Raw genomic sequence first — 18,812 nt, forward strand, 5'->3', positions numbered from 1 at the left:
GGATGTTCTTCGCGATCCCCTTCCCGATGATCGACCCCGTGCTGGTCGAGATCGGGCCCTTCGCGCTGCGCTGGTACGCGCTGGCCTATATCGCCGGCATCGTGCTGGGCTGGATGCTGGCGCGGCGCATGGTCGCGCTGGCGCCGCGCGTCGCCAGCCAGGAACAGGTGGATGATTTCGTCACCTGGGCGACGCTCGGCGTCATCCTGGGCGGGCGGCTCGGCTACGTGCTGTTCTACCGCCCCGGCTACTACCTGACCGCGCCGCATGAGGCGCTGTATGTCTGGCAGGGCGGCATGTCCTTCCATGGCGGCATGCTCGGCGTCATCGTCGCGGCGCTGTGGTTCTGCCGCCGCCAGGGCCTCAACCCGCTGGCCTTCGGGGACCGCATCGCGCCGGTGGTGCCGATCGGCCTGTTCTTCGGGCGGCTGGCCAACTTCATCAATGGCGAGCTCTGGGGCCGCGTCTCCGACGTGCCCTGGGCCATGGTCTTCCCGACCGGCGGGCCGGACCCGCGTCACCCGAGCCAGCTCTACCAGGCGGGGATGGAGGGCATCGTCCTGTTCATCCTGCTGCAGGCGCTGGTCCGCCAGACCGCGCTGCGGGACCGGCCGGGCTTCCTGACCGGCACCTTCCTGGCCGGCTATGGCGTGGCGCGCTTCCTGGGCGAGTTCTTCCGCCAGCCCGATGCCCATCTCGGCTTCCTCTTCGCCGGCGCCACCATGGGGCAGCTGCTGTCGCTGCCGATGATCGCGGCCGGGCTGTTCCTCATCGCCCGGTCACGCCGCGCCGCGGCAGTCTGATGGCTGAGGGGATGGAGCGCCTCGACCGCTTCATGGCGCGCGCGGTCGCGGCCTATTACGCCCGCCCCGCGACGCCCTTCGGCCGGGGCGGCGACTTCACCACCGCGCCCGAGATCAGCCAGGCCTTCGGGGAGGTGCTGGGCGCCTGGGCCGCCGTGGTGTGGGAGAGGATGGGCAGCCCCGATTCCGTGCTGCTGGTGGAATGCGGCCCCGGCCGCGGCACGCTGATGGCCGATGCGCTGCGCGCCGCCGGCGACGTCGCCCCCGCCTTCCGCGCCGCGCTGCGCCTGCACCTGGTGGAGACCTCCCCCGCGCTGCGGCAGGCGCAGCGCCGCGCGCTGGGCGATGCCGTCGCCGCCTGGCATGACGACCTCTCCACCCTGCCGCCCGGCCCGATGCTGCTGCTGGCCAATGAATTCCTCGATGCCCTGCCGATCCGGCAATTCGTCCGCCGCGGCGATGGCTGGGCCGAGCGCCATGTCGAGGCCGGCGCCTTCGTCGAACGCCCCGCCGACACCCCGCCGCGCTGGCCCGCCGAGGCGCCGGAAGGCGCGGTGCGGGAGGTTTCCGACGCGGCCGAGGCCATCATCCGCGCCCTCGCCGCGCGGCTCGCCACCCAGGGCGGCGCGGCGCTGTTCATCGACTACGGCCCGGCGGAATCCTGCCTGGGGGAGAGCCTGCAGGCCGTCGCCGCCCAGCGCGGCGGCCTCGACCCGCTCGCCGATCCCGGCACGGTGGACCTGACCGCCCATGTCGATTTCGCCGCCCTCGCCGCCGTGGCGTGGGAAGCGGGCGCGGCCGCGCAGGGCCCGCTGCCGCAGGGGCTCTTCCTCCAGCGCCTCGGCCTCATGACCCGCGCCGCCATGCTCGCGCAGTCCCGCCCGCGGCTCGCCGGCGATATCCTGAGCGGCGCCGAACGCCTGGTGGCGGCGGAGGGGATGGGCCGCCTGTTCAAGGCCCTCGCCCTCTGCGACCCTGCCCTCCTCCCCCTGCCCGGATTCGAGACGCCATGACCCCCGGCTTCCTGACCGGCCCCCTGCCGCTGCCGCACGCCTTCTTCACCCGCCAGGGCGGCGTCTCCTCCGGCCCCTTCGCCTCCCTCAACTGCTCCCTCTCCTCCCCCGATGATGCGGAGGCCGTGCGCCGCAACCGCGCCGCGGCGGCGGCGGTGCTGGGGGGCGGCCCCGGCGACCTGCTCGGCCTCTACCAGGTGCATGGCGTGGCCGTCGCCGATGGCCGCACGCCCTGGGACGACACCACCCGCCCCCGCGCCGATGCCGTGGTCACGGACCGGCCGGGCCAGGTCATCTCCGTCGTCACCGCGGATTGCGCGCCGGTCCTCTTCGCGGATGAGGAGGCCGGCGTGATCGGCGCCGCCCATGCGGGCTGGCGCGGCGCCGTGGCCGGGGTGCTGGAGGCGACGATCGAGGCCATGGAAGCCCTCGGCGCCCGCCGCGCCCGCATCGCCGCGACCGTCGGCCCCTGCATCGGCCAGGCGAGCTACGAGGTCGGCCCCGATCTGCGCGGGGAGGTGCTGGCCCGCGACGCCGCCGATGCCCGCTTCTTCGCCGATGGCGCGCGGGCGGATCGCTGGCAGTTCGACCTGGCGGGCTATTGCGTCGCGCGCCTCGCGGCCGCGGGCGCGGGCCGGGCCGGCGCGCTGATGGTCGATACCCTGGCGGAGGAGGATCGCTTCTTCAGCCATCGGCGCCGCACCCTGGCTGGCGGCGGGCCGATCGGCCACCAACTCTCCGCCATTGCCCTGCCGCGGTGATCCCATGCCCTACGTCGTCATGTTCATGGTGCTGATGATGCTGACCCTGCTGGTTTCCTGTGTCATCGCCTAGCGCGCGCCCCCGGCGCGCCCTTCTCGCCGCGCTGGCGCCCCTGGCGCTGGCCGCCTGCGGCGACCTGCCGCAGCCCTTCCGGGGCCGGCCGGGCCAGGTGGCGCGCCAGCTGCGCCGCCCGCCGGGCTATCGCGTGGCGATCCCCCCCTCCGCCCAGACCATGCTGACGGATGCGGATTCCGCCGCCTTCGCCCGCGCCATGGCGGATGCGCTGGTGGCGCAGGAAGTGCCCGCGGTGGCCGGGGATGCGCTGCCGCTGGACTGGCAGCTGATCGTCGGCGTGGAACGCGACGGCGCGCTGGTGACGCCCCGCTTCGCCCTGACCAACGGGGATGGCGTCGCGCTCGGCATGCTGGTGGGCCGGCCGGTCCCGGCGCGGGAATGGGCGGATGGCAATGCCCAGCTGTTCGGCCGCGTCGCCGCGGAAGCCGCGCCCCGCCTGGCCGACCTGCTCTCCCGCATCGAGGCGCAGGCCCGCACCGGCGACGAGCGCGCCGCCGGGTCCGGCGCGCCGGTCATGCGCCTGCTGCCCGTGCGCGGCGCGCCGGGGGATGGCAACCGCAGCCTGACGGCGAAGATGAAGGACAGCCTGGCCGCGCTGGGCTTCCAGGTGCAGGACCAGGCGGAGGGCGCGGATTTCGCCGTCTCCGGCGAGGTGACCATGACGCCGGTCGGGCGCGGCCTGCAGCGGGTGGAGATCGTCTGGACCGTCTCCCGCCGCGATGGCCAGGACCTCGGCCGCGTGGCGCAATTGAACGAGGTGCCGGCCGGCACGCTGAACGGCCTCTGGGGCGATGTCGCCTTCGTGGTGGCGGAGGAAGCGGCCGGCGGCGTGCGCGACGTGGTGTTCAATGCCGGCGGCATCGGCGCCCGCCCGGCGACCCCGGCCGCGCCCGCCGCCCCGCCCACGGCCACCCCCGCGGCCGCCACCCCCGCCGCGGCACCGCCCCGCCGGCGGCGCTAGCACGGCCCCTCACCCGGCGAGGGGGCCGCCATGCATGGGCGTCATCGGCCCGCGATGGACACCCAACCGTCACGTTGCTACCAACCCGCCCGTCGCGGCGGTGGGTTTCCGGCGCGGCACCCTCCCTTCCCCCCGGGGTTCGTGTCGCATGAAGATCATCGCCTGCAACAGCAACCGCCCGCTTGCCGAGGCGGTGGCATCGGCGCTGGGCATCCCGCTCACCCAGGCCTCCGTCCGCCGCTTCGCGGATATGGAGATCTTCTGCGAGATCCATGAGAATGTCCGCGGCGAGGATGTCTTCGTGGTGCAGTCCACGAGCTACCCCGCCAATGACAACCTGATGGAGCTGCTGATCATGCTGGACGCGCTGAAGCGCGGCAGCGCGCGGCGCATCACGGCGGTCATCCCCTATTTCGGCTATGCGCGGCAGGACCGGAAATCGGGCCCCCGCACGCCGATCTCCGCCAAGCTGGTGGCGAACCTGATCACCGCCGCCGGCGCCAACCGCGTGCTGACGATGGATCTGCACGCCGCCCAGATCCAGGGCTTCTTCGACATCCCGGTGGACAACCTCTTCGCCGCCCCCCTCTTCGCGCGCGACATCCAGGAGCGTTTCGCGGGCCGCGACCTGATGGTCGTCTCCCCCGACGTCGGCGGCGTGGTCCGGGCCCGCGCCATCGCGGCGCGCATCCACACCGACCTCGCCATCATCGACAAGCGCCGCCCCCGCGCCGGCGTGTCCGAGGTGATGAACGTGATCGGCGAGGTCGAGGGCCGGCACTGCATCCTGGTGGACGACATCGTGGATAGCGGCGGCACGCTCTGCAACGCGGCGGAAGCGCTGCTGAAGAACGGCGCGAAATCCGCCAGCGTCTATGTCACCCATGGCGTCTTCTCCGGCGGCGCGGTGGCGCGCGTCGGCGCCGCGGCGATCGAGCACATGATCGTCACGGACAGCATCCTCGCGACGGAAGCCGTGCGCGTCAGCCGCAACATCAAGCAACTGACCATCGCCCCCCTGCTGGCCGAGGCGATGAAGCGCATCAGCGAGGAAAGCTCCGTCTCCACGCTGTTCAACTGATGCGCGCGCTCGCCCTGCTGCTGGCGGTGCTGGCGCTGTCGGCCTGCACGACCGAACAGATCGCGCGCGGCGCCGCTTCCGCCTGCCGCGCCAGCCCGCAATCCTGCACGGACCGCACGGCGCCGGAAGCGACGCGCACACCGGGCCTGTAGCGCAAGCCTGCTTCGCGCGGACGCGCCGCCTGCCGCGGCGCGCGATGACGTGATGCAACGCCGGCGCCTGCGATGCGCTACGCGGCGATCCAGGATTCAGGGATCGCGCGATGTATTGGGTGGTGGTCGGGCTGGCTACCTTTGCCGACTGGTTCCGTCATGAAGGCCACCACATCCGCAACCGCACGATCCTGGCGGCGCTCGTCACCGGCGGCGCCCTGCTGCTGGAAGCGCCGCTCTGGGCCGCGCTGATGCTGGCAGCCGGCATCTGGATCTGGGCCGCGATGCCGATGCAATGGCCCCGCGCCACCAGCGCCGCCGGCATCGCCGCCGGCGCCGGCATCATGGCCTGGGCGCTGGATCTCTCGCTGTTCTGAGGCGGCTCAGGCGAGGGTGAAGCAGGGCACGGGCGCGCCGTCATTCTCGCTGGCCTTGAACACCAGCCGCACCATGGCGCCGATGCGCACCGCCTCCAGCTCGCAATCCACGATGTTGGTGAACAGCCGCGGACCTTCCGCCAGCTCCACATAGGCCGCGCAGACCGGCCCGCCGGCGCGCAGGATGGTGTAGCTGTAGATCGTCCCCGCCCCGCTCGCCTCCACCAGGTCGACATTCGGCGAGAGGGTGAAGGGCGAGACGCCGCGCGGGTACCAGAAGTGCTTCCCGGTGTCCTTGCAGAGCCCGATCAGCAGGCGGCCCTCGCGCGCCGCCTCCCACACCGCCTGGCTGGTGGGGTCCGCGACGGGGGCGGCGAAGAGCTTCTCGCTCATGGGTGTCACTCCCGTTCCAGGATGAGGGTCGCGCTGCCGTGGCGGTGGCCGAGCAGCCCGCCCGTGCCATGCGCCAGCGCCAGCGTGCAGCCCGGCACCTGCACGGCGGGATGCGCTTCCCCGCGCAGCTGCCGCACCGCCTCGATCACCTTGGTCATGCCGCCGCGATTGGCGGGGTGGTTGTTGCAGAGCCCGCCGCCATCCGTGTTGAAGGGCAGCCTGCCGACGCCGCTGATGAGGTTGCCGTCGCTGACGAATTTTCCTCCGTCACCCTTCGCGCAGAAGCCGAGGTCCTCCAGCTGCATCAGCACGGTGATGGTGAAGCTGTCGTAGATCGACGCGTACTGGATGTCGTCGGGCGTCACGCCCGCCTCCCCGAAGGCGCGCGCGCCGGTCAGCGCGGCGCCGCTGCTCGTCAGGTCCCGGTAGCCGCCGAATTCGCCCTGCGCCGTCTCCCCGGTGCCGCGCACCGTGACCATTGGTCGCTTCAGGCTGCGCGCGATCTCCGGCCTGGCCACGATCAGCGCGCCGCCGCCATCGCTGATGACGCAGCAATCGAGGCGATGCAGCGGGTCCGACACCATCGGCGAATTCACCACATCCTCCACCGTCACCACCTTCTTCAGCATGGCGTGCGGGTTGTGCTGGGCGTGGTGGCTGGCGGCGACCTTGATCCAGGCCAGCTGTTCGCTGGTGGTGCCGTACTCATGCATGTGCCGCATGGCGCAGAGCGCGTAGCTGGTGCCCGTGGTCTTGGTGAAGGGCACCTCGAACTGGTCGTCCGGCACGTTCGGGTTCTGCGCCCGCGCGCCGGTGCCGACCGCCTGGCCCTCGCTGCGCGGCCGCCCGGCCAGCGTCACCAGCACGACATTGGCACGGCCGAGCTTGATGGCCGCCGCGGCATGCGCGACATGGGCGATGTAGGAACAGCCGCCGAGATCGGTGCTGTCGGCGTAGCGCAACCGGTCGAGCCCCATATAGTCGATCATCGACAGCGGCCCGAGCCCCGGCGCATCGCCCGCGCAGACATAGCCGTCGATATCGTCCTTCGAGAGCCCCGCATCCTGCAGCGCGCCCCAGGCGACCTCGGCGTGCAGCTGCGCGACGGATTTGTCCTCCGCCTTGCGGGTGGGGTGCTCATAGGCGCCGACGATGCAGGCGCTGCCGCGAAGGCTCATGGCTGATATCCGGACGCTGTTGGGACGCACCGTGGCAAGGGATGGCGCGGGGGGCAAGACGGGCGGACTTCACGGCGCCGTCCGGCTGTGCTGCCCTTCGCGGGATTGGATGGGGAACGACCATGGCACTCGACGACACGCATGATCCGGCACGGCGGTCCTTCGTGGACAGCGCCAATGGCCACGCGGATTTCCCGATCCAGAACCTGCCCTTCGGCGTCTTCTCGCCCCTCGGCGGCACGCCGCGCGCCGGCGTCGCGATCGGCGACATGATCCTGGACCTGGAAGCGGCGGCGGCAGCGGGGCTGTTCTGCGAGGGAGCGGCCGCGGCGGCCCGCGCCGCGACGGGCGGTGCGCTGAATGCGATGCTGGCCCTCGGCACCGCGCCACGCCGCGCGCTGCGGGCGCAGCTCTCCACGCTGCTGGAAGCGGGATCGCGGTTCGAGGCCCAGGTGACGCCGATGCTGCACGCCGCCGCCGACTGCACGCTGCACCTGCCCGCGCGGATCGGCGACTACACCGATTTCTTCGCGGGCATCCAGCACGCCATGAATGCCGGCGCCATGTTCCGGCCCGACAATCCGCTGCTGCCGAACTACAAATACGTCCCCATCGGCTATCACGGCCGCGCCTCCTCCATCGTGCCCTCCGGCCACCCGGTGCGGCGGCCGAACGGCCAGCGGAAGCCGGCGAGCGAGACGGTGCCGAGCGTCGGCCCCTCCCGCAACCTCGACTACGAACTCGAACTCGGCATCTGGATCGGCCCCGGCAACAGGCTGGGGGAGCCGATCCCGATCGGCCAGGCCAGCGAGCACATCGCCGGCTTCTGCCTGCTGAACGACTGGTCGGCGCGCGACATCCAGGGCTGGGAATACCAGCCACTCGGGCCGTTCCTCGCCAAGAGCTTCTGCTCCACCATCAGCCCCTGGATCATCACGCCGGAGGCCATGGCGCCCTTCCGCGTGCCGCAGGCCAAGCGGCCGGAGGGCGATCCCGCGCCGCTCCCGTATCTCTGGGACGAGGCCGACCAGGCAGGCGGCGCCATGGCGCTGGAGCTGGAGGTGCTGCTGATGACGCCGGGCCTGGCGGCGAAGGGGCTGGCCCCGCATCGCCTCGGCCTGTCCGATGCCCGCGCCCTCTACTGGACCCCCGCGCAGCTGGTCGCGCACCACGCCAGCGGCGGCTGCAACCTCAACCCCGGCGACCTCTGCGGCACCGGCACCATCTCCACCACGGAGGTCTCGGGCTATGGCTCGCTGCTCGAGATCACCAAGGGCGGGCGGGAGCCGCTGACGCTGGCATCGGGCGAGACGCGCCGCTTCCTGGAGGATGGCGACACCGTGACGCTGCTGGCCCGCGCCAGCCGCGCGGGATACGCCAGCATCGGCTTCGGCCCCTGCACCGGCACCATCCTGCCCGCGCCTTGAACCCCGCGCCGAACGGCGCGACGATACCGGCCAGTATCACGGAGGAAATGGCCATGGGCGACCGGCCGAAGCGCGTGGAGTTCCGGGAGGAAGGGCCGCGCGAGGGCTTCCAGATCGAGAAGACGATCTTCCCCCTGGAACAGCGCGTGCAACTGGTGGAGGCGCTGGCCGAGACCGGCCTGCACCACATCCAGGTCGCGAGCTTCGTCAGCCCCAAGGCCGTGCCGCAGATGGCGGATAGCGAGGCCTTCTTCGCCGCCATCCGCAAGAAGCAAGGCGTCCACTATGCCGGCCTCTGGCTGAACGAACAGGGTTTCCGGCGCGCCCAGGCAACGCCTGGGGTCGATCTTTCCGGCAAGATCTCGCTCTACGCGTCGAACGCCTTCGCGCAGCGGAACAATGGCTGCACGGCGCAGGAGATGGCGGAGCGGCAGCGGCGCTGGCTGGAGCTGTATGACGAGGCCGGCATCAAGCCCGACTTCGCCATCATCATGGCCGCTTTCGGCTGCAACTACGAAGGGGAGATCCCGCCCGACCGCGTCGTCGCCATGGCGAAATTCGCGCATTCCATCTGCGCGGAGCGCGGCCACAAGCTGCCCGCCGTATTCCTGGCGGACACGATGGGCTGGGGCAACCCGGACCAGACGCGCCGCCTGGTGGGCATGGTGCGGGATGCGCTGCCGGATGTGCGCATCGGGCTCCATCTGCACGACACGCGCGGCATCGGCACCGCCAACGTCATGGCGGCGCTCGACATGGGCGTCGATTTCTTCGACAGCAGCGTGGCGGGGCTGGGCGGCTGCCCCTTCGCGGCGCATGGCGATGCCGGTGCGGCCGGCAATGTCTGCACGGAGGACCTGGTCTTCCTCTGCCACGAACTCGGCATCGAGACCGGCATCGACCTGGAGGCGCTGGTGGAATGCGCGCGGCTCGCGGAGCGCATCATCGGCCGCCGCCTGAATGGCCGCGTCATGCATGCGGGGTCGCTGGCGAAATACCGCGCCCCGAAGCGGGAGGCCGCGTGATGATCGCGCGCCGCTCCCTGCTGGCGCTGCCGCTGCTGGCCGCCGCGCCCGCCGTCGCCCAGGAACGCTACCCGTCGCGCCCCATCCGCTTCATCGTCCCCTTCGCCGCCGGCGCCGCCACCGACCTGCGCGCGCGCATCTTCGCGGAGCGCATGGCGCAGGATTGGGGCCAGCCCGTCGTGGTGGATAATCGCGGCGGCGCCAATGGCTTCATCGCCGCCGAGGCCGTCGCGCGCGCGCGTGGCGATGGCTACACGCTGCTCTTCACCTCCAACACCACGCATGGCTCCAACCCCGCGCTGTTCCGCCGCCTGCCCTATGATCCGATCAAGGATTTCGAGCCGGTGGCGCTGCTCGGCGTCTCCACCATGCTCGTCGTGGTCAATAACAACCTCGGCATCCGCAGCATCGCGGACCTCATCGCCCATGGCCGCGCGAACCCCGGCAAGCTGAGCTTCGGCAGCGGCAGCCAATCGAGCCGCATGGCGGGGGAGATGTTCAAGGCGATGACGGGGATCGAGATGGAGAACGTCTCCTACCGCGCCAACCCGCAGGCCATCACCGACGTCATCTCCGGCACCCTGCCGCTGATGTTCTGCGACACCACCACCGCCATCCCGCAGGTGCGGGAAGGTCGCGTCCGCGCGCTGGCCGTCACCGCAGGCAGCCGCATCTCCGCCATGCCGGACCTGCCGACGGTGGCGGAGGCGGGGAACCTGCCGGGCTACGAACTCGGCACCTGGACAGCGGTTTACGCGACCGCCGGCACGCCGCGGGAGATCGTGGACCAGCTGAACGCGAAGTTCCGGGAGATCCTGGCCTCGCCACCCGTGCAGGAAAGGCTGCGCGGCGATGCGACGGAACCGCTGACCGGAAGCCCCGACCACCTCCGCGACTTCACCCTCGCGGAAATCGAGAAATGGACGCGCGTCGCGCGCCAGGCGGGGATCCAGCCGGAGTGAGCGCGCCCCTTCACGGCATCAAGGTCATCGAGATCGGCCAGGTTCTCTCCGGCCCCTTCGCCGGCGCGATCTTCGCCGATCTCGGCGCCGATGTGATCAAAGTGGAGAAGCCGGAGGGCGGCGATGATGCGCGGCAGATGGGCGTCGCCTTCCGCCACGGCGATGCCTTCAATTTTCATGAGTTCAACCGCGGCAAGCGGAGCATCGCGCTGGATTTGAAGTCGGAAGCGGGGATGGCGGCGCTGCATGCGCTGCTCGCCGAGGCCGACATCCTCGTCCACAACATGCGCCCCGGAGTGCCGGAGGCGCTGGGCCTCGACCCCTACGCCACCACCGCGCGGCATCCGCGGCTGATCTACTGCAACATGGGCGCCTTCGGTCACAAGGGACCGCTGAAGGACCGGCCGGGCTATGAGCCGCTGCTGCAGGCCTTCGCCGGCCTCAACAGCATCACCGGGGAGCCCGATGGCCCGCCCGTGCGCATGGGCGCCTCCGTCGTGGACCAGGGCACGGGGATGTGGACGGTGATCGGCGCGCTCTCCGCCTTGCAGCAGCGGGCGCGAACCGGGCGCGGCTGCGTGGTGAACACCTCGCTGTTCGAGACGGCCTTCCTCTGGGCCGGGCAGAAGGTCGGCGCCTATCTCAACCAGGGCAAGCTGCCGGAACGCCATGCCAGCGGCCATCCCGGCTTCGTGCCCTACGAATCCTTCGACGCCGCCGATGGCCCCCTGCTGGTCTGCTGCGGCAATGACCGCCTCTTCCGCAAGTTCGCCGCGGAGCTCGGCCATCCCGAATGGCCCGAGGACCCGCGCTTCGCCACCAACCGCCTGCGCCTGGCGAACAAGGCCGACTGCCTGGCGCTGGTGCGCGATGCCATGCGCCAGCGGCCGCGCGCGGAATGGCTGGAACGGCTCGTCGCCGCCGGCGTGCCCTGCGCGCCGATCAACACCATTCCGGAGATGCTGGAGGAACCGCAGGCCAAGGCCATCGGCATGCTGGTCACGCCACCCGGCGAGGATTTCTCCGTCACCGCCCTGCCGGTGTCCTTCGACGGCGAACGCCCTCAGCCGAAGGCGGGCGCACCGAGGCTCGACGGCCACAAGGGCGCGCGGTTCAGCCCGTAGCGCCCAGCGCCTTCGGCGCGCTCACCGCCGCCCGCGCCCGCGCATAATCCCGCAGCAGCGCGGCCGTGGCGTCGTGGCCGGGCGTGCCCGGATCATGCGCGCCCGCGCGGATCTCCGCCGCCAGCGCCGCCAGCCCCGGCATCGCCGGCACCACCGCGTCGCGCTCCCGCAGCGCCAGGCCGATCGCGGCCGCCACCATCCGCGCCGCCATCGCCTTTTCCGGCGGCAGGGCCGACAGCAACTCGTTCAGCACGACATCGCGCGCGGTGGCGAGAAGGTCGGCACCGTCCGGCTTCTCCAGCATCACAGCGCCTCCGTCATCGCCAGCACGTCCAGTTCCAGTTCAGGCACGATATGCCCCGTCAGCGCCAGTTCCAGGCTGCGTTCCTGGCCGGAGAGGTGCCGCGCCGCCTGGTCGGCCGCGATGACGGCCCAGCGGATCGTCGCCATCAACTCCCACCACGGCATGCGCGCGCGGTCGATGCGCGTGCCGGATTCCCTCTCATAACCCGCATAGAAGGCCTCCCGCGCCCCGATACCGCCGGCTTCGCGGGCATGCGCGCCGAAGCGCCAGCACTTCGCGCAGAACCAGCCGAGATCGGCGTGGCCATCGCCCCAGGCCGCGAATTCCCAGTCCAGCACGGCAGAAACGCGCGCGCCGTCGATCATCACGTTGCCCGTGCGAAAATCGTGATGGCAGAGCACCGGCGGCATCGGTTCCGGCAGGTGCCGCTCCAGCGCGCGCAGCCCCCATTCCAGCACCGGCCGAGGCGTGCCGGCCTCATCCAGCCGCGCCCGCATCGCCGCGATCATCGCCCGCGCCGCATCCGCCGGCGGATCACCGAGGAAACCGAGGTCCGCGCGCGGCGGCCGGATGCGATGGATGCGCGCCAATTCGCGGCCCAGCGCCGCGACGACCGCATCGCCCTGCGCGCCCGCCTGCCTCACCACGCGATGCGCCGCGGCGATGCCCTCGACGCGCCTCATCACGAAGAAGGGCCGGCCGATGACGCCGGTATCCTCGCAGAGGAAGATCGGCGCCGCCACCGTCACCCCCGCATCCCGCGCCGCGCACAGCAGTGCAAACTCCGCCGCGCGCGGCAGCGACACGGCCAGCACCGCCGGCGCATCCGTGCGCAGCACCCAGCGCTTCGCGCCTTCGCGAGTCTCCACATCCAGCGCCCAGTTCTGCTGGATCGCGCCGCCCGACAGCCGCGTCAGCGCGGTGATGCAAAGCGTCTCGTCAGCCGTCTCGCGCGCCAGCCAGTCGCGCAGCCGCGCCTCATCCATGCGCGCCCCACTCGAAGAAGTCGCGGCCTTCGCGGCGCAGGAAATTCGCCAGCACCATGCGGTGCACCTCGCTCGCGCCATCCACCAGCCGCGCCTGGCGGGCGTAGCGGTACATCCACTCCACCACCGTGTCCTTCGAATAGCCGCGCGCACCCAGCAACTGCAGCGACGTATCCACCGCCTTGTGCAGCGCATCCGCCACGACGATCTTCGCCATGGAGACCTCCTTCCGCGCGAAGCCGCCCTGGTCCAGCACCCAGGCCGCCTTCATGGTCAGCAGGCGCCCGATCTCCAGCTCCATCGCCGCCTGGCCGACCAGGCCCTGCACGCTTTCCCGGTCGATCAGCTTCTGCCCGAAACTCTGCCGCTCGCCGATCCGCGCCATCGCGATCTCCAGCGCGCGGCGGCCCATGCCGAGCCAGCGCATGCAGTGCGTCAGGCGCGCCGGGCCCAACCGGATCTGCGTCACCTTCAGCCCGTCGCCCACGCCCATCAGCAGGTTCTCGTCCGGAATCTCCAGGCCATCGAAGCGAAGTTCGCAATGCCCGCCATGTTCCTCGGGCCCCATGATCGGGATGCGGCGCACGATCTCCCACCCCGGCTGGTCCGCGTGGAACAGGAAACACGTCAGCCCACGACGCTCATCGTCCGCCGTGCGGGCAATCAGAAGGAAGTGCTTCGCCTCGCCGGCACCGGTGATGTAGTGCTTGCGCCCCGTGATGCGCCAGCGGTCGTTGCCGACGCGCTCCGCCTTCGTGTAGGTCAGGCCGGGATCGCTGCCGCAGCCATCGGGCTCCGTCATCGCGAAGGCGGATTGCACGGCACCATCGACGATGGGTTGCAGCCAGCGCGTCTTCTGCGCCTCCGTCGCCACCTTCTCCAGCACCTGCATGTTGCCGTCATCCGGCGCCGCGCTGTTGAAGACGACGGGGCCGAAGATGGATCGGTTCATCTCCTCATAGCACGCCGCCATGCCGACCTTGGTGAGCCCGCCGCCGCCGCGATGCTTCGGCATCTGCAGCGCCCAGAGGCCCTGCGCCTTGGCCTCCGCCCGCATGCGCTTCAGCACCTCGGGATGGATGTTCTCATGCTCGTCGTAATTGGCGCGGTCGGCCTCAAGCGGGATCAGCCTCTCATCCACGAAGGCGCGGACGCGGCTCTGCACCTCGACGACATCGGGCGGCAGACGAAAATCCATGCGGGGTGCTCCGGTCAGAGGCTGTTGACGGAATGGCCGCCATCGATGGTGACGACGCTGCCCGTCATATGGGCGCCGGCCTCGCTGGCCAGCAGCAGCAGCGGCCCTGTCAGGTCATCGACGCTGCCGAGCCGCCGTTGCGGGATGCGCTTCACCATCGCCTGGCCGGCCTCGCTCGCGAAGAAGTCGCGGTTGATCTCGGTGGCGATGTAGCCGGGCGCCAGCGCGTTCACGCGGATGCGGTGGCGCGCCAGCTCCACCGCCATCTGCCGCGTCAGATGCACCAGCGCGGCCTTGGCGGCGGAATAGCCGGCGACACCCGGGATCACGCGCTCCGCCAGGATGGAGGCGATATTGACGATGCTGCCGCCCTTGCCGGCCGCCACCATCCGCTTCGCCACCGCCTGCCCCACCGCGAAGGCGCCGCGGAGGTCCACCGCCATCACCTGGTCCCAATCCTCCGCCGTGTGGTCCAGGAAGGGCCGCGTGGCCGCGATGCCGGCATTGTTCACCAGGATATCCACGGGCCCGAAGGCGCGCTCCGTCACCGCCAGCGCGTCGGCGATGGAGGCATCCTCCGTCACATCCAGCGCGACGGCCCGCGCGCCCTCGCCCAGTTCCTCCGCCAGGCCGCGCAGGCTGGCGGGCTTGCGTGCCCCCATGGCGACGCAGGCCCCCGCCCCATGCAGCACACGAACGAAATGCCGGCCCAGCACGCCGGAGGCCCCGGTGACGAGCGCGACGCGCCCCGCCAGAGAGAATGCCGCGAAGGGCGATCCCGCCCCGCTATCCGCCATGCCCTGCCTCCCCGCGCTTCCCCCGCTGGATTCGCACCCGCGGGCGGGCGCGGTCAACCGGGCAGCAGCCGCCGCAGCTCCGCCAGGACCGCGTCCATGTCGAGCGGCTTGGAGAAGAGGCTCACCGGCGCCTCCCCATCCCGCCGGAAGGCATCCTGCCCGCCCGATGGCGCGTAGCCCGTCATCACCACCACGGGCAGGTCGGGCCGCGCGGCCCGCAGCGCGCGGATCAGCCCGGCGCCATCCAGCCGCGGCATGCGCAGGTCCGTCAGCAGCAGGTCCGGCGGCTGGCGGGCCGCGAGTTCCACCGCCGCCTGGCCGTCCGGCGCCAGCACCACCTCATAGCCCTGGGCGAGGAGTTCATCCTCGATCGCCATGGCCGCGAGCCCCTCATCCTCCGCCACGAGTATCCGGTGCGCCATGGAGGCCATCAGCAGGCAACCGCCAGGGGCGCCAGCCCATCGGCGGTGGGTTCGGACAGCGCAAGGGTCATGGTGAAGCAGGCGCCCCCTTCGGGCAGGTTCGATGCAGCGATGCCGCCGCCCATGGCGCGGGCCACCGCCGCGGCCAGGGACAGGCCGAGCCCGCTGCCATGGCCCGGCTCCTTGGTCGTGAAGAACGGGTCGAAAATGGATTGGCGCAGCGCCTCCGGCACGCCCGGCCCGCTGTCCCGCACCTCGATCACCGCCTGGCGGCCGGCCTGCCGCAGGGCGACGGCGATGCGCGCGGGGCCGGTGGCGCCGCCGGAGCGGGCTTCCAGCACGGCGTCCCGCGCGTTGGAGAGCAGATGCAGCACCGCCTGTTCCAGCCGGGCGGGCGAACCCGTCACGGCCAGGGGCCCTGCCGGGGCGGTGAAGGACAGGGCGATGCCATCCGGCGCGTATTGCCCATCCGCCGTGCGCACCGCGGCGCCGACGACGCCGGTGGCGTCGAAGGTTTCCGCCGCGCCGGCCTCGGCCGAGGCCAGGCCGCGGATGCGCCCCACCAGATCACCGGCCCGGCGCAACTGCCCTTCCACCACGCCGATCGCGGCGATCAGCCGCGCGCCTTGTTCCGTCATCAGCCCCGTCGCGGCGTTGCGGGCATGGCGCAGCCACAGCAGCGCGGCGTTCAGCGGCTGGCTCGTCTCATGCGCCAGCCCGGCGCACATGGTGCCGATGGTGGCCAGCCGCGCCGATTCCACCAGCCCGGCCTGCAGGCGCCGCGTTTCCGTGATGTCCCGCGCGCTGCCGAGCAGGCGCTCCACCTCGCCCGCCGCGTTGCGCATCGGCACCAGCACGGTCTGCCACACGCGATGGCCGAGCGGCGTCTCCGCCTCCACCTCGTAGCGCTGCACCGTGCCGGTCGCGACGGCGCGCTGCCAGTTCGGCAGCACGCGTTCCGTGATGCCGGGCAGGAAGCCGGATTGCGCATCCCGCCCCAGCACCTGCGCGGCCGGCAGGCCGAACAGGCGCTCATAGGCCGGGTTGACGGTTTCCGTGACGAAACGCTCGCCTCGCCCTTCCACCCGCAGCACGAACAGCGCCTCCGCCAGGTTGTCGATGAAGGCGGCGGTCCGCGCCTCGCTGTCCAGCGCCCGGCGTTCGGCGGCGCGGCGCTCCTCCACCTCCCGCGCCAGGGCGGCCGGGCTCGGCAGCGCCAGAAGCCGCGGCAGCAGGGGCCACAGCGTGATGGCGGTGGCGATGGAGACGGCGGCGCAGAAGGCCTTGATCAGCCCCTCCGCCAGCGGGTTCGGGTGGAACATGGCCCAGGCATGGGCGAAATGCGTGGCGCCGCAGGCGATGATGAACAGCGCGAACAGCCCGAAGACCCAGGGATAGGCCAGGTCCTGCCGGCGGATCGCGAAGACCACCAGCGCCGCCGGGATCGAGAAATAGGCCAGCCCCGTCCCGATATCGGACAGCAGGTGCAGCCAGGCGAGGTCCGGGTCCGTCAGCGTGCAGACGCCGGGCGGCGCGAGGTTCGGCGTGAAGCTGCTCAAGGGGCCGGAATCTCGTGAGGGGGTTGCTGTGGTCGCCTACCACCCCTTTCCATACCAGCACCGGGCTGGGCACGCCCCCCGCCAAGGCCGGGTTGCGGCGCAGCATCACGCGCGATTGAACGGAACGGCGCCGCCGCCCCGGCATTGCGGCGCCGGCGGGATGCCCGCCGGCGCCGTCGATCAGCTTCCCGCCGGCATCAGCGACACATGGGCGGAGACCACCCGCCAGCCCTCCGGCATGCGCACCCAGGTCTGGCTCTGCCGCCCGATGCGACCATTGCGTGAAAAGGTCGTGTTCGCCGTGGCGAAGTCGCGCCCATGCGTCGTGATGACGGTGCGCACCAGTTCCCTCTCCAGCCCGACCGAAGGCCGGGAGGCACGAAACGCCATGATCTCCTCATAGCCGTGCAGGATCTCGGTCGCGCCGTAGCGGATGGTGCGCGGGTCGTTCCAGAACAGCTCGTCCAGCACGGCCACGTCGTTCGTCACCAGCGCGACCTCGTAGCGCTGGAAGGCCGCCGTCACCTCGGCGACGATCTCCGGAATGTCGATCTCCATCAGGCGCAATCCTTCGGTGTGGGGCAGCCGGCCAGGCCGGCATCGAGCAGGGAAGCGGCGACGCGGAACAGAAGATCCTCCCGCCACGGCGCCGCGACCAGTTGCAGGCCAACCGGCAGCGCGGCGCCGGCCAGGGCGGGGTCGGCCAGCGGCACCGCCATGGCCGGCAGGCCGATGGCGGAGAAGGGCTGGGTATAGACGCCGAGATGCGGGCGCGCCGGCACCGTCGCGCCATCCACCTCGATCATCGCGGTGCCGATCGGCGGGGCGACATAGGGCAGCAGGGGCGCCACCAGCACGTCGCAATCCTCGAAGATGCGCGCGGCCGCCCGCGCCCAGGCGGCGCGCACGCGCTGCGCCTGGGTGATCCACTGCGCCGGCAGCAGCGCGCCGGCCAGGAAGCGGTCGCGGGTCAGCGGATCGAAGTCATCGGCGCGAATCCGCAGGCTCGGCGCATGCAGGTTGGCGCCCTCCGCCAGCGTGACCAGCAGCGCCGCCGCGCGGCCTTCCGCCACCAGCGCCGGCGCGATGCGGGTGGTGGCGCGCAGCGCCTCCGCCGCCAGCGCGACGGGCGCCAGCGCCTCGGGGTGCCCGCCGCGCTCGAAATACCCGGCCGCGATGCCGATGCGGATGCCCTCCTGGCCACGGAGGCCGCTCACCGGCTCGAACGCCCGCGGCGTCTGCGCCGGGTCGGCCGGGTCCTCCCCCTGCATCGCGTCATAGACCAGCGCCAGATCATCCAGCCCGCGCGCGAAGGGGCCGACATGGTCGAAGCTGCCGGCGAAGAGATGCGCGCCACGGCGCGACAGCCGCCCATAGGTCGGCTTCAGCCCCCAGATGCCGCAAAGCCCCGCCGGCACGCGGATGGACCCGTTGGTGTCGCTGCCGATGCCGATGGGCGTGAGCCCCGCCGCCACCGCCGCCGCCGAGCCGCCCGAGGACCCGCCCGCGATGCGCGTGCGGTCATGCGGGTTGCGCGTCGGCCCGGCATGGCTGTTCTCCGTGGAGAAGCCGAAGGCGAATTCATCCATGTTGGTGGCGCCCACCACCACCGCCCCGGCGGCGCGCAGCAGCTGCACGGCGAAGGCATCCTCCGTGGCCGGCGGCGCGTCGCGCCGGATCTTCGACCCCGCCAGGGTCGGCAGCCCCTCCAGGTCGAACAGGTTCTTCACGGCCAGGGGCACGCCCGCCAGCGGCCCGGGATCGCGGCCCGCCGCGATGGCGGCATCCACCGCCGCGGCCTCCGCCCGCGCGCGCCCGGCGGTGACGGCGGTGAAGCAGTTCAGCGCGCCGTCCCGCGCGGCGATATCGGCCAGCGTGGCCTCCAGCACCGCGGCGGCGGTGGTCGTGCCGGCGCGGATGGCGGCGGCGATGGTCGCGGCGCTCATGGCCGGAACACCGGCGCGGCCTCATCCACCTCGGTCAGCGGCACCTTGTCGATCAGCGCGGCCGCGGCGGCGGCAACGCGGAGCCCGGCGATCACGCCCGGCATCTGGTGCGGCGCGATGGGCAGGCCGATGAGGGCGGCGGTGGCGCGGGCATGCGCCTCGATCTCTGCGTCGGTCATGGTCACCTTCCAGGCAAGCCCCGTGCCGTGCGGGCGCGGCGGGCATCGCGCGCCGCTTGATGCCGATCAAGGCCCCAGGACGCGGCCC

General features: G+C 71.9%; 22 protein-coding genes. 11 read left to right on the top strand and 11 right to left on the bottom strand.

Going from position 1 to position 18,812, the window contains the following annotated elements:
• The first annotated feature begins 2 nt into the window (after positions 1–2).
• The 7 genes from lgt to JJI54_RS17955 all read left to right on the top strand — a co-directional run bounded on the left by lgt (position 3) and on the right by JJI54_RS17955 (position 5,224).
• Positions 3–803 (top strand): prolipoprotein diacylglyceryl transferase, encoded by an 801-nt coding sequence (gene lgt / locus JJI54_RS17925; RefSeq protein WP_203074396.1) that lies wholly within the window; start codon positions 3–5, stop codon positions 801–803.
• Positions 803–1,816, top strand: a complete 1,014-nt coding sequence (locus JJI54_RS17930; RefSeq protein WP_203074397.1) for a class I SAM-dependent methyltransferase — start codon at positions 803–805, stop codon at positions 1,814–1,816. The genes lgt and JJI54_RS17930 overlap by 1 nt, the downstream gene beginning before the upstream one ends.
• Positions 1,813–2,577 (top strand): peptidoglycan editing factor PgeF, encoded by a 765-nt coding sequence (pgeF, locus tag JJI54_RS17935; protein WP_203074398.1) that lies wholly within the window; start codon positions 1,813–1,815, stop codon positions 2,575–2,577. Before JJI54_RS17930 ends, pgeF begins: the two co-directional genes overlap by 4 nt.
• 59 nt (positions 2,578–2,636) lie before the next feature.
• Positions 2,637–3,614: a hypothetical protein gene (locus tag JJI54_RS17940; protein ID WP_203074399.1), complete on the top strand. Its 978-nt coding sequence runs from the start codon at positions 2,637–2,639 to the stop codon at positions 3,612–3,614.
• A 148-nt stretch (positions 3,615–3,762) separates the two neighbouring features.
• On the top strand, positions 3,763–4,695 hold the full coding sequence (locus JJI54_RS17945) for a ribose-phosphate pyrophosphokinase (protein WP_092961128.1): 933 nt from the start codon (positions 3,763–3,765) through the stop codon (positions 4,693–4,695).
• Positions 4,695–4,847 (top strand): hypothetical protein, encoded by a 153-nt coding sequence (locus tag JJI54_RS17950; RefSeq protein WP_203074400.1) that lies wholly within the window; start codon positions 4,695–4,697, stop codon positions 4,845–4,847. Before JJI54_RS17945 ends, JJI54_RS17950 begins: the two co-directional genes overlap by 1 nt.
• Positions 4,848–4,957: 110 nt before the next feature.
• Entirely contained in the window at positions 4,958–5,224 is a 267-nt protein-coding gene (locus tag JJI54_RS17955; protein WP_203074401.1) for a hypothetical protein, read from the top strand.
• Between the two features lie 6 nt (positions 5,225–5,230).
• Here JJI54_RS17955 and JJI54_RS17960 read toward each other — a convergent pair whose 3' ends face one another.
• Together JJI54_RS17960 and JJI54_RS17965 are read right to left on the bottom strand one after the other, a co-directional pair.
• Positions 5,231–5,617, bottom strand: coding sequence for a Zn-ribbon domain-containing OB-fold protein (locus JJI54_RS17960; RefSeq protein WP_203074402.1), 387 nt, complete (start codon positions 5,615–5,617; stop codon positions 5,231–5,233).
• 5 nt (positions 5,618–5,622) lie between these two features.
• Positions 5,623–6,795 carry a thiolase domain-containing protein gene (locus JJI54_RS17965; RefSeq protein WP_203074403.1) on the bottom strand — a complete coding sequence of 391 codons (1,173 nt, stop codon included), beginning with the start codon at positions 6,793–6,795 and terminating at the stop codon, positions 5,623–5,625.
• 122 nt (positions 6,796–6,917) lie between these two features.
• Here JJI54_RS17965 and fahA point away from each other — a divergent pair, with 122 nt between their 5' ends.
• From fahA to JJI54_RS17985, 4 genes are read left to right on the top strand one after another with little or no spacing between them, the layout of a single operon-like run.
• A complete protein-coding gene (gene fahA, locus JJI54_RS17970; RefSeq protein WP_203074404.1) occupies positions 6,918–8,222 on the top strand; it encodes a fumarylacetoacetase in 1,305 nt (434 codons plus the stop codon).
• Between the two features lie 53 nt (positions 8,223–8,275).
• Complete coding sequence (locus JJI54_RS17975) at positions 8,276–9,247, top strand: hydroxymethylglutaryl-CoA lyase (RefSeq protein ID WP_203074405.1); 972 nt, start codon at positions 8,276–8,278, stop codon at positions 9,245–9,247.
• Complete coding sequence (locus tag JJI54_RS17980; protein ID WP_203074406.1) at positions 9,247–10,209, top strand: Bug family tripartite tricarboxylate transporter substrate binding protein; 963 nt, start codon at positions 9,247–9,249, stop codon at positions 10,207–10,209. Before JJI54_RS17975 ends, JJI54_RS17980 begins: the two co-directional genes overlap by 1 nt.
• The gene (locus JJI54_RS17985; RefSeq protein ID WP_203074407.1) at positions 10,206–11,333 is read left to right on the top strand and encodes a CaiB/BaiF CoA transferase family protein; all 1,128 of its coding nucleotides are present in this window, start codon (positions 10,206–10,208) and stop codon (positions 11,331–11,333) included. Before JJI54_RS17980 ends, JJI54_RS17985 begins: the two co-directional genes overlap by 4 nt.
• On the opposite strand, the gene JJI54_RS17990 is transcribed toward JJI54_RS17985, so the two are convergent.
• The 9 genes from JJI54_RS17990 to JJI54_RS18030 form a co-directional block, all read right to left on the bottom strand.
• A complete protein-coding gene (locus JJI54_RS17990) occupies positions 11,323–11,637 on the bottom strand; it encodes a hypothetical protein (RefSeq protein ID WP_203074408.1) in 315 nt (104 codons plus the stop codon). The two genes, JJI54_RS17985 and JJI54_RS17990, sit on opposite strands and share 11 nt — an antisense overlap.
• Positions 11,637–12,623, bottom strand: a complete 987-nt coding sequence (locus tag JJI54_RS17995) for a phosphotransferase family protein (protein WP_203074410.1) — start codon at positions 12,621–12,623, stop codon at positions 11,637–11,639. Before JJI54_RS17995 ends, JJI54_RS17990 begins: the two co-directional genes overlap by 1 nt.
• Positions 12,616–13,821 (bottom strand): acyl-CoA dehydrogenase family protein, encoded by a 1,206-nt coding sequence (locus JJI54_RS18000; RefSeq protein WP_203074412.1) that lies wholly within the window; start codon positions 13,819–13,821, stop codon positions 12,616–12,618. Before JJI54_RS18000 ends, JJI54_RS17995 begins: the two co-directional genes overlap by 8 nt.
• A gap of 14 nt (positions 13,822–13,835) precedes the next feature.
• On the bottom strand, positions 13,836–14,618 hold the full coding sequence (locus tag JJI54_RS18005) for an SDR family NAD(P)-dependent oxidoreductase (RefSeq protein ID WP_203074414.1): 783 nt from the start codon (positions 14,616–14,618) through the stop codon (positions 13,836–13,838).
• Positions 14,619–14,671: 53 nt separating this feature from the next.
• Positions 14,672–15,040, bottom strand: a complete 369-nt coding sequence (locus JJI54_RS18010; RefSeq protein ID WP_203074416.1) for a response regulator — start codon at positions 15,038–15,040, stop codon at positions 14,672–14,674.
• Positions 15,041–15,048: 8 nt separating this feature from the next.
• Positions 15,049–16,599: a sensor histidine kinase gene (locus JJI54_RS18015; RefSeq protein WP_203074417.1), complete on the bottom strand. Its 1,551-nt coding sequence runs from the start codon at positions 16,597–16,599 to the stop codon at positions 15,049–15,051.
• 180 nt (positions 16,600–16,779) lie between these two features.
• On the bottom strand, positions 16,780–17,157 hold the full coding sequence (gene hpxZ / locus JJI54_RS18020) for an oxalurate catabolism protein HpxZ (protein ID WP_203074419.1): 378 nt from the start codon (positions 17,155–17,157) through the stop codon (positions 16,780–16,782).
• Positions 17,157–18,545: an AtzE family amidohydrolase gene (locus JJI54_RS18025; protein WP_203074421.1), complete on the bottom strand. Its 1,389-nt coding sequence runs from the start codon at positions 18,543–18,545 to the stop codon at positions 17,157–17,159. The genes hpxZ and JJI54_RS18025 overlap by 1 nt, the downstream gene beginning before the upstream one ends.
• Positions 18,542–18,724 carry a DUF4089 domain-containing protein gene (locus JJI54_RS18030; protein WP_203074423.1) on the bottom strand — a complete coding sequence of 61 codons (183 nt, stop codon included), beginning with the start codon at positions 18,722–18,724 and terminating at the stop codon, positions 18,542–18,544. The genes JJI54_RS18025 and JJI54_RS18030 overlap by 4 nt, the downstream gene beginning before the upstream one ends.
• Positions 18,725–18,812 lie beyond the last annotated feature (88 nt).

Source organism: Falsiroseomonas ponticola, assembly GCF_016805305.1.
GTDB classification, from domain to species: domain Bacteria; phylum Pseudomonadota; class Alphaproteobacteria; order Acetobacterales; family Acetobacteraceae; genus Falsiroseomonas; species Falsiroseomonas ponticola.

What these genes read in the sequence shown, in the direction of transcription:
- fahA (WP_203074404.1), top strand. Translation starts at nt 6,918, where the DNA reads ATGGCACTCGACGACACGCATGATCCGGCACGGCGGTCCTTCGTGGAC.
- hpxZ (WP_203074419.1), bottom strand. Translation starts at nt 17,157, where the DNA reads ATGGAGATCGACATTCCGGAGATCGTCGCCGAGGTGACGGCGGCCTTC.
- JJI54_RS17950 (WP_203074400.1), top strand. Translation starts at nt 4,695, where the DNA reads ATGCGCGCGCTCGCCCTGCTGCTGGCGGTGCTGGCGCTGTCGGCCTGC.
- pgeF (WP_203074398.1), top strand. Translation starts at nt 1,813, where the DNA reads ATGACCCCCGGCTTCCTGACCGGCCCCCTGCCGCTGCCGCACGCCTTC.
- lgt (WP_203074396.1), top strand. Translation starts at nt 3, where the DNA reads ATGTTCTTCGCGATCCCCTTCCCGATGATCGACCCCGTGCTGGTCGAG.
- JJI54_RS17955 (WP_203074401.1), top strand. Translation starts at nt 4,958, where the DNA reads ATGTATTGGGTGGTGGTCGGGCTGGCTACCTTTGCCGACTGGTTCCGT.
- JJI54_RS18000 (WP_203074412.1), bottom strand. Translation starts at nt 13,821, where the DNA reads ATGGATTTTCGTCTGCCGCCCGATGTCGTCGAGGTGCAGAGCCGCGTC.
- JJI54_RS18030 (WP_203074423.1), bottom strand. Translation starts at nt 18,724, where the DNA reads ATGACCGACGCAGAGATCGAGGCGCATGCCCGCGCCACCGCCGCCCTC.
- JJI54_RS18005 (WP_203074414.1), bottom strand. Translation starts at nt 14,618, where the DNA reads ATGGCGGATAGCGGGGCGGGATCGCCCTTCGCGGCATTCTCTCTGGCG.
- JJI54_RS17980 (WP_203074406.1), top strand. Translation starts at nt 9,247, where the DNA reads ATGATCGCGCGCCGCTCCCTGCTGGCGCTGCCGCTGCTGGCCGCCGCG.
- JJI54_RS17945 (WP_092961128.1), top strand. Translation starts at nt 3,763, where the DNA reads ATGAAGATCATCGCCTGCAACAGCAACCGCCCGCTTGCCGAGGCGGTG.
- JJI54_RS17995 (WP_203074410.1), bottom strand. Translation starts at nt 12,623, where the DNA reads ATGGATGAGGCGCGGCTGCGCGACTGGCTGGCGCGCGAGACGGCTGAC.
- JJI54_RS17975 (WP_203074405.1), top strand. Translation starts at nt 8,276, where the DNA reads ATGGGCGACCGGCCGAAGCGCGTGGAGTTCCGGGAGGAAGGGCCGCGC.
- JJI54_RS18025 (WP_203074421.1), bottom strand. Translation starts at nt 18,545, where the DNA reads ATGAGCGCCGCGACCATCGCCGCCGCCATCCGCGCCGGCACGACCACC.
- JJI54_RS17930 (WP_203074397.1), top strand. Translation starts at nt 803, where the DNA reads ATGGCTGAGGGGATGGAGCGCCTCGACCGCTTCATGGCGCGCGCGGTC.
- JJI54_RS17965 (WP_203074403.1), bottom strand. Translation starts at nt 6,795, where the DNA reads ATGAGCCTTCGCGGCAGCGCCTGCATCGTCGGCGCCTATGAGCACCCC.
- JJI54_RS18010 (WP_203074416.1), bottom strand. Translation starts at nt 15,040, where the DNA reads ATGGCGCACCGGATACTCGTGGCGGAGGATGAGGGGCTCGCGGCCATG.
- JJI54_RS17960 (WP_203074402.1), bottom strand. Translation starts at nt 5,617, where the DNA reads ATGAGCGAGAAGCTCTTCGCCGCCCCCGTCGCGGACCCCACCAGCCAG.
- JJI54_RS17990 (WP_203074408.1), bottom strand. Translation starts at nt 11,637, where the DNA reads ATGCTGGAGAAGCCGGACGGTGCCGACCTTCTCGCCACCGCGCGCGAT.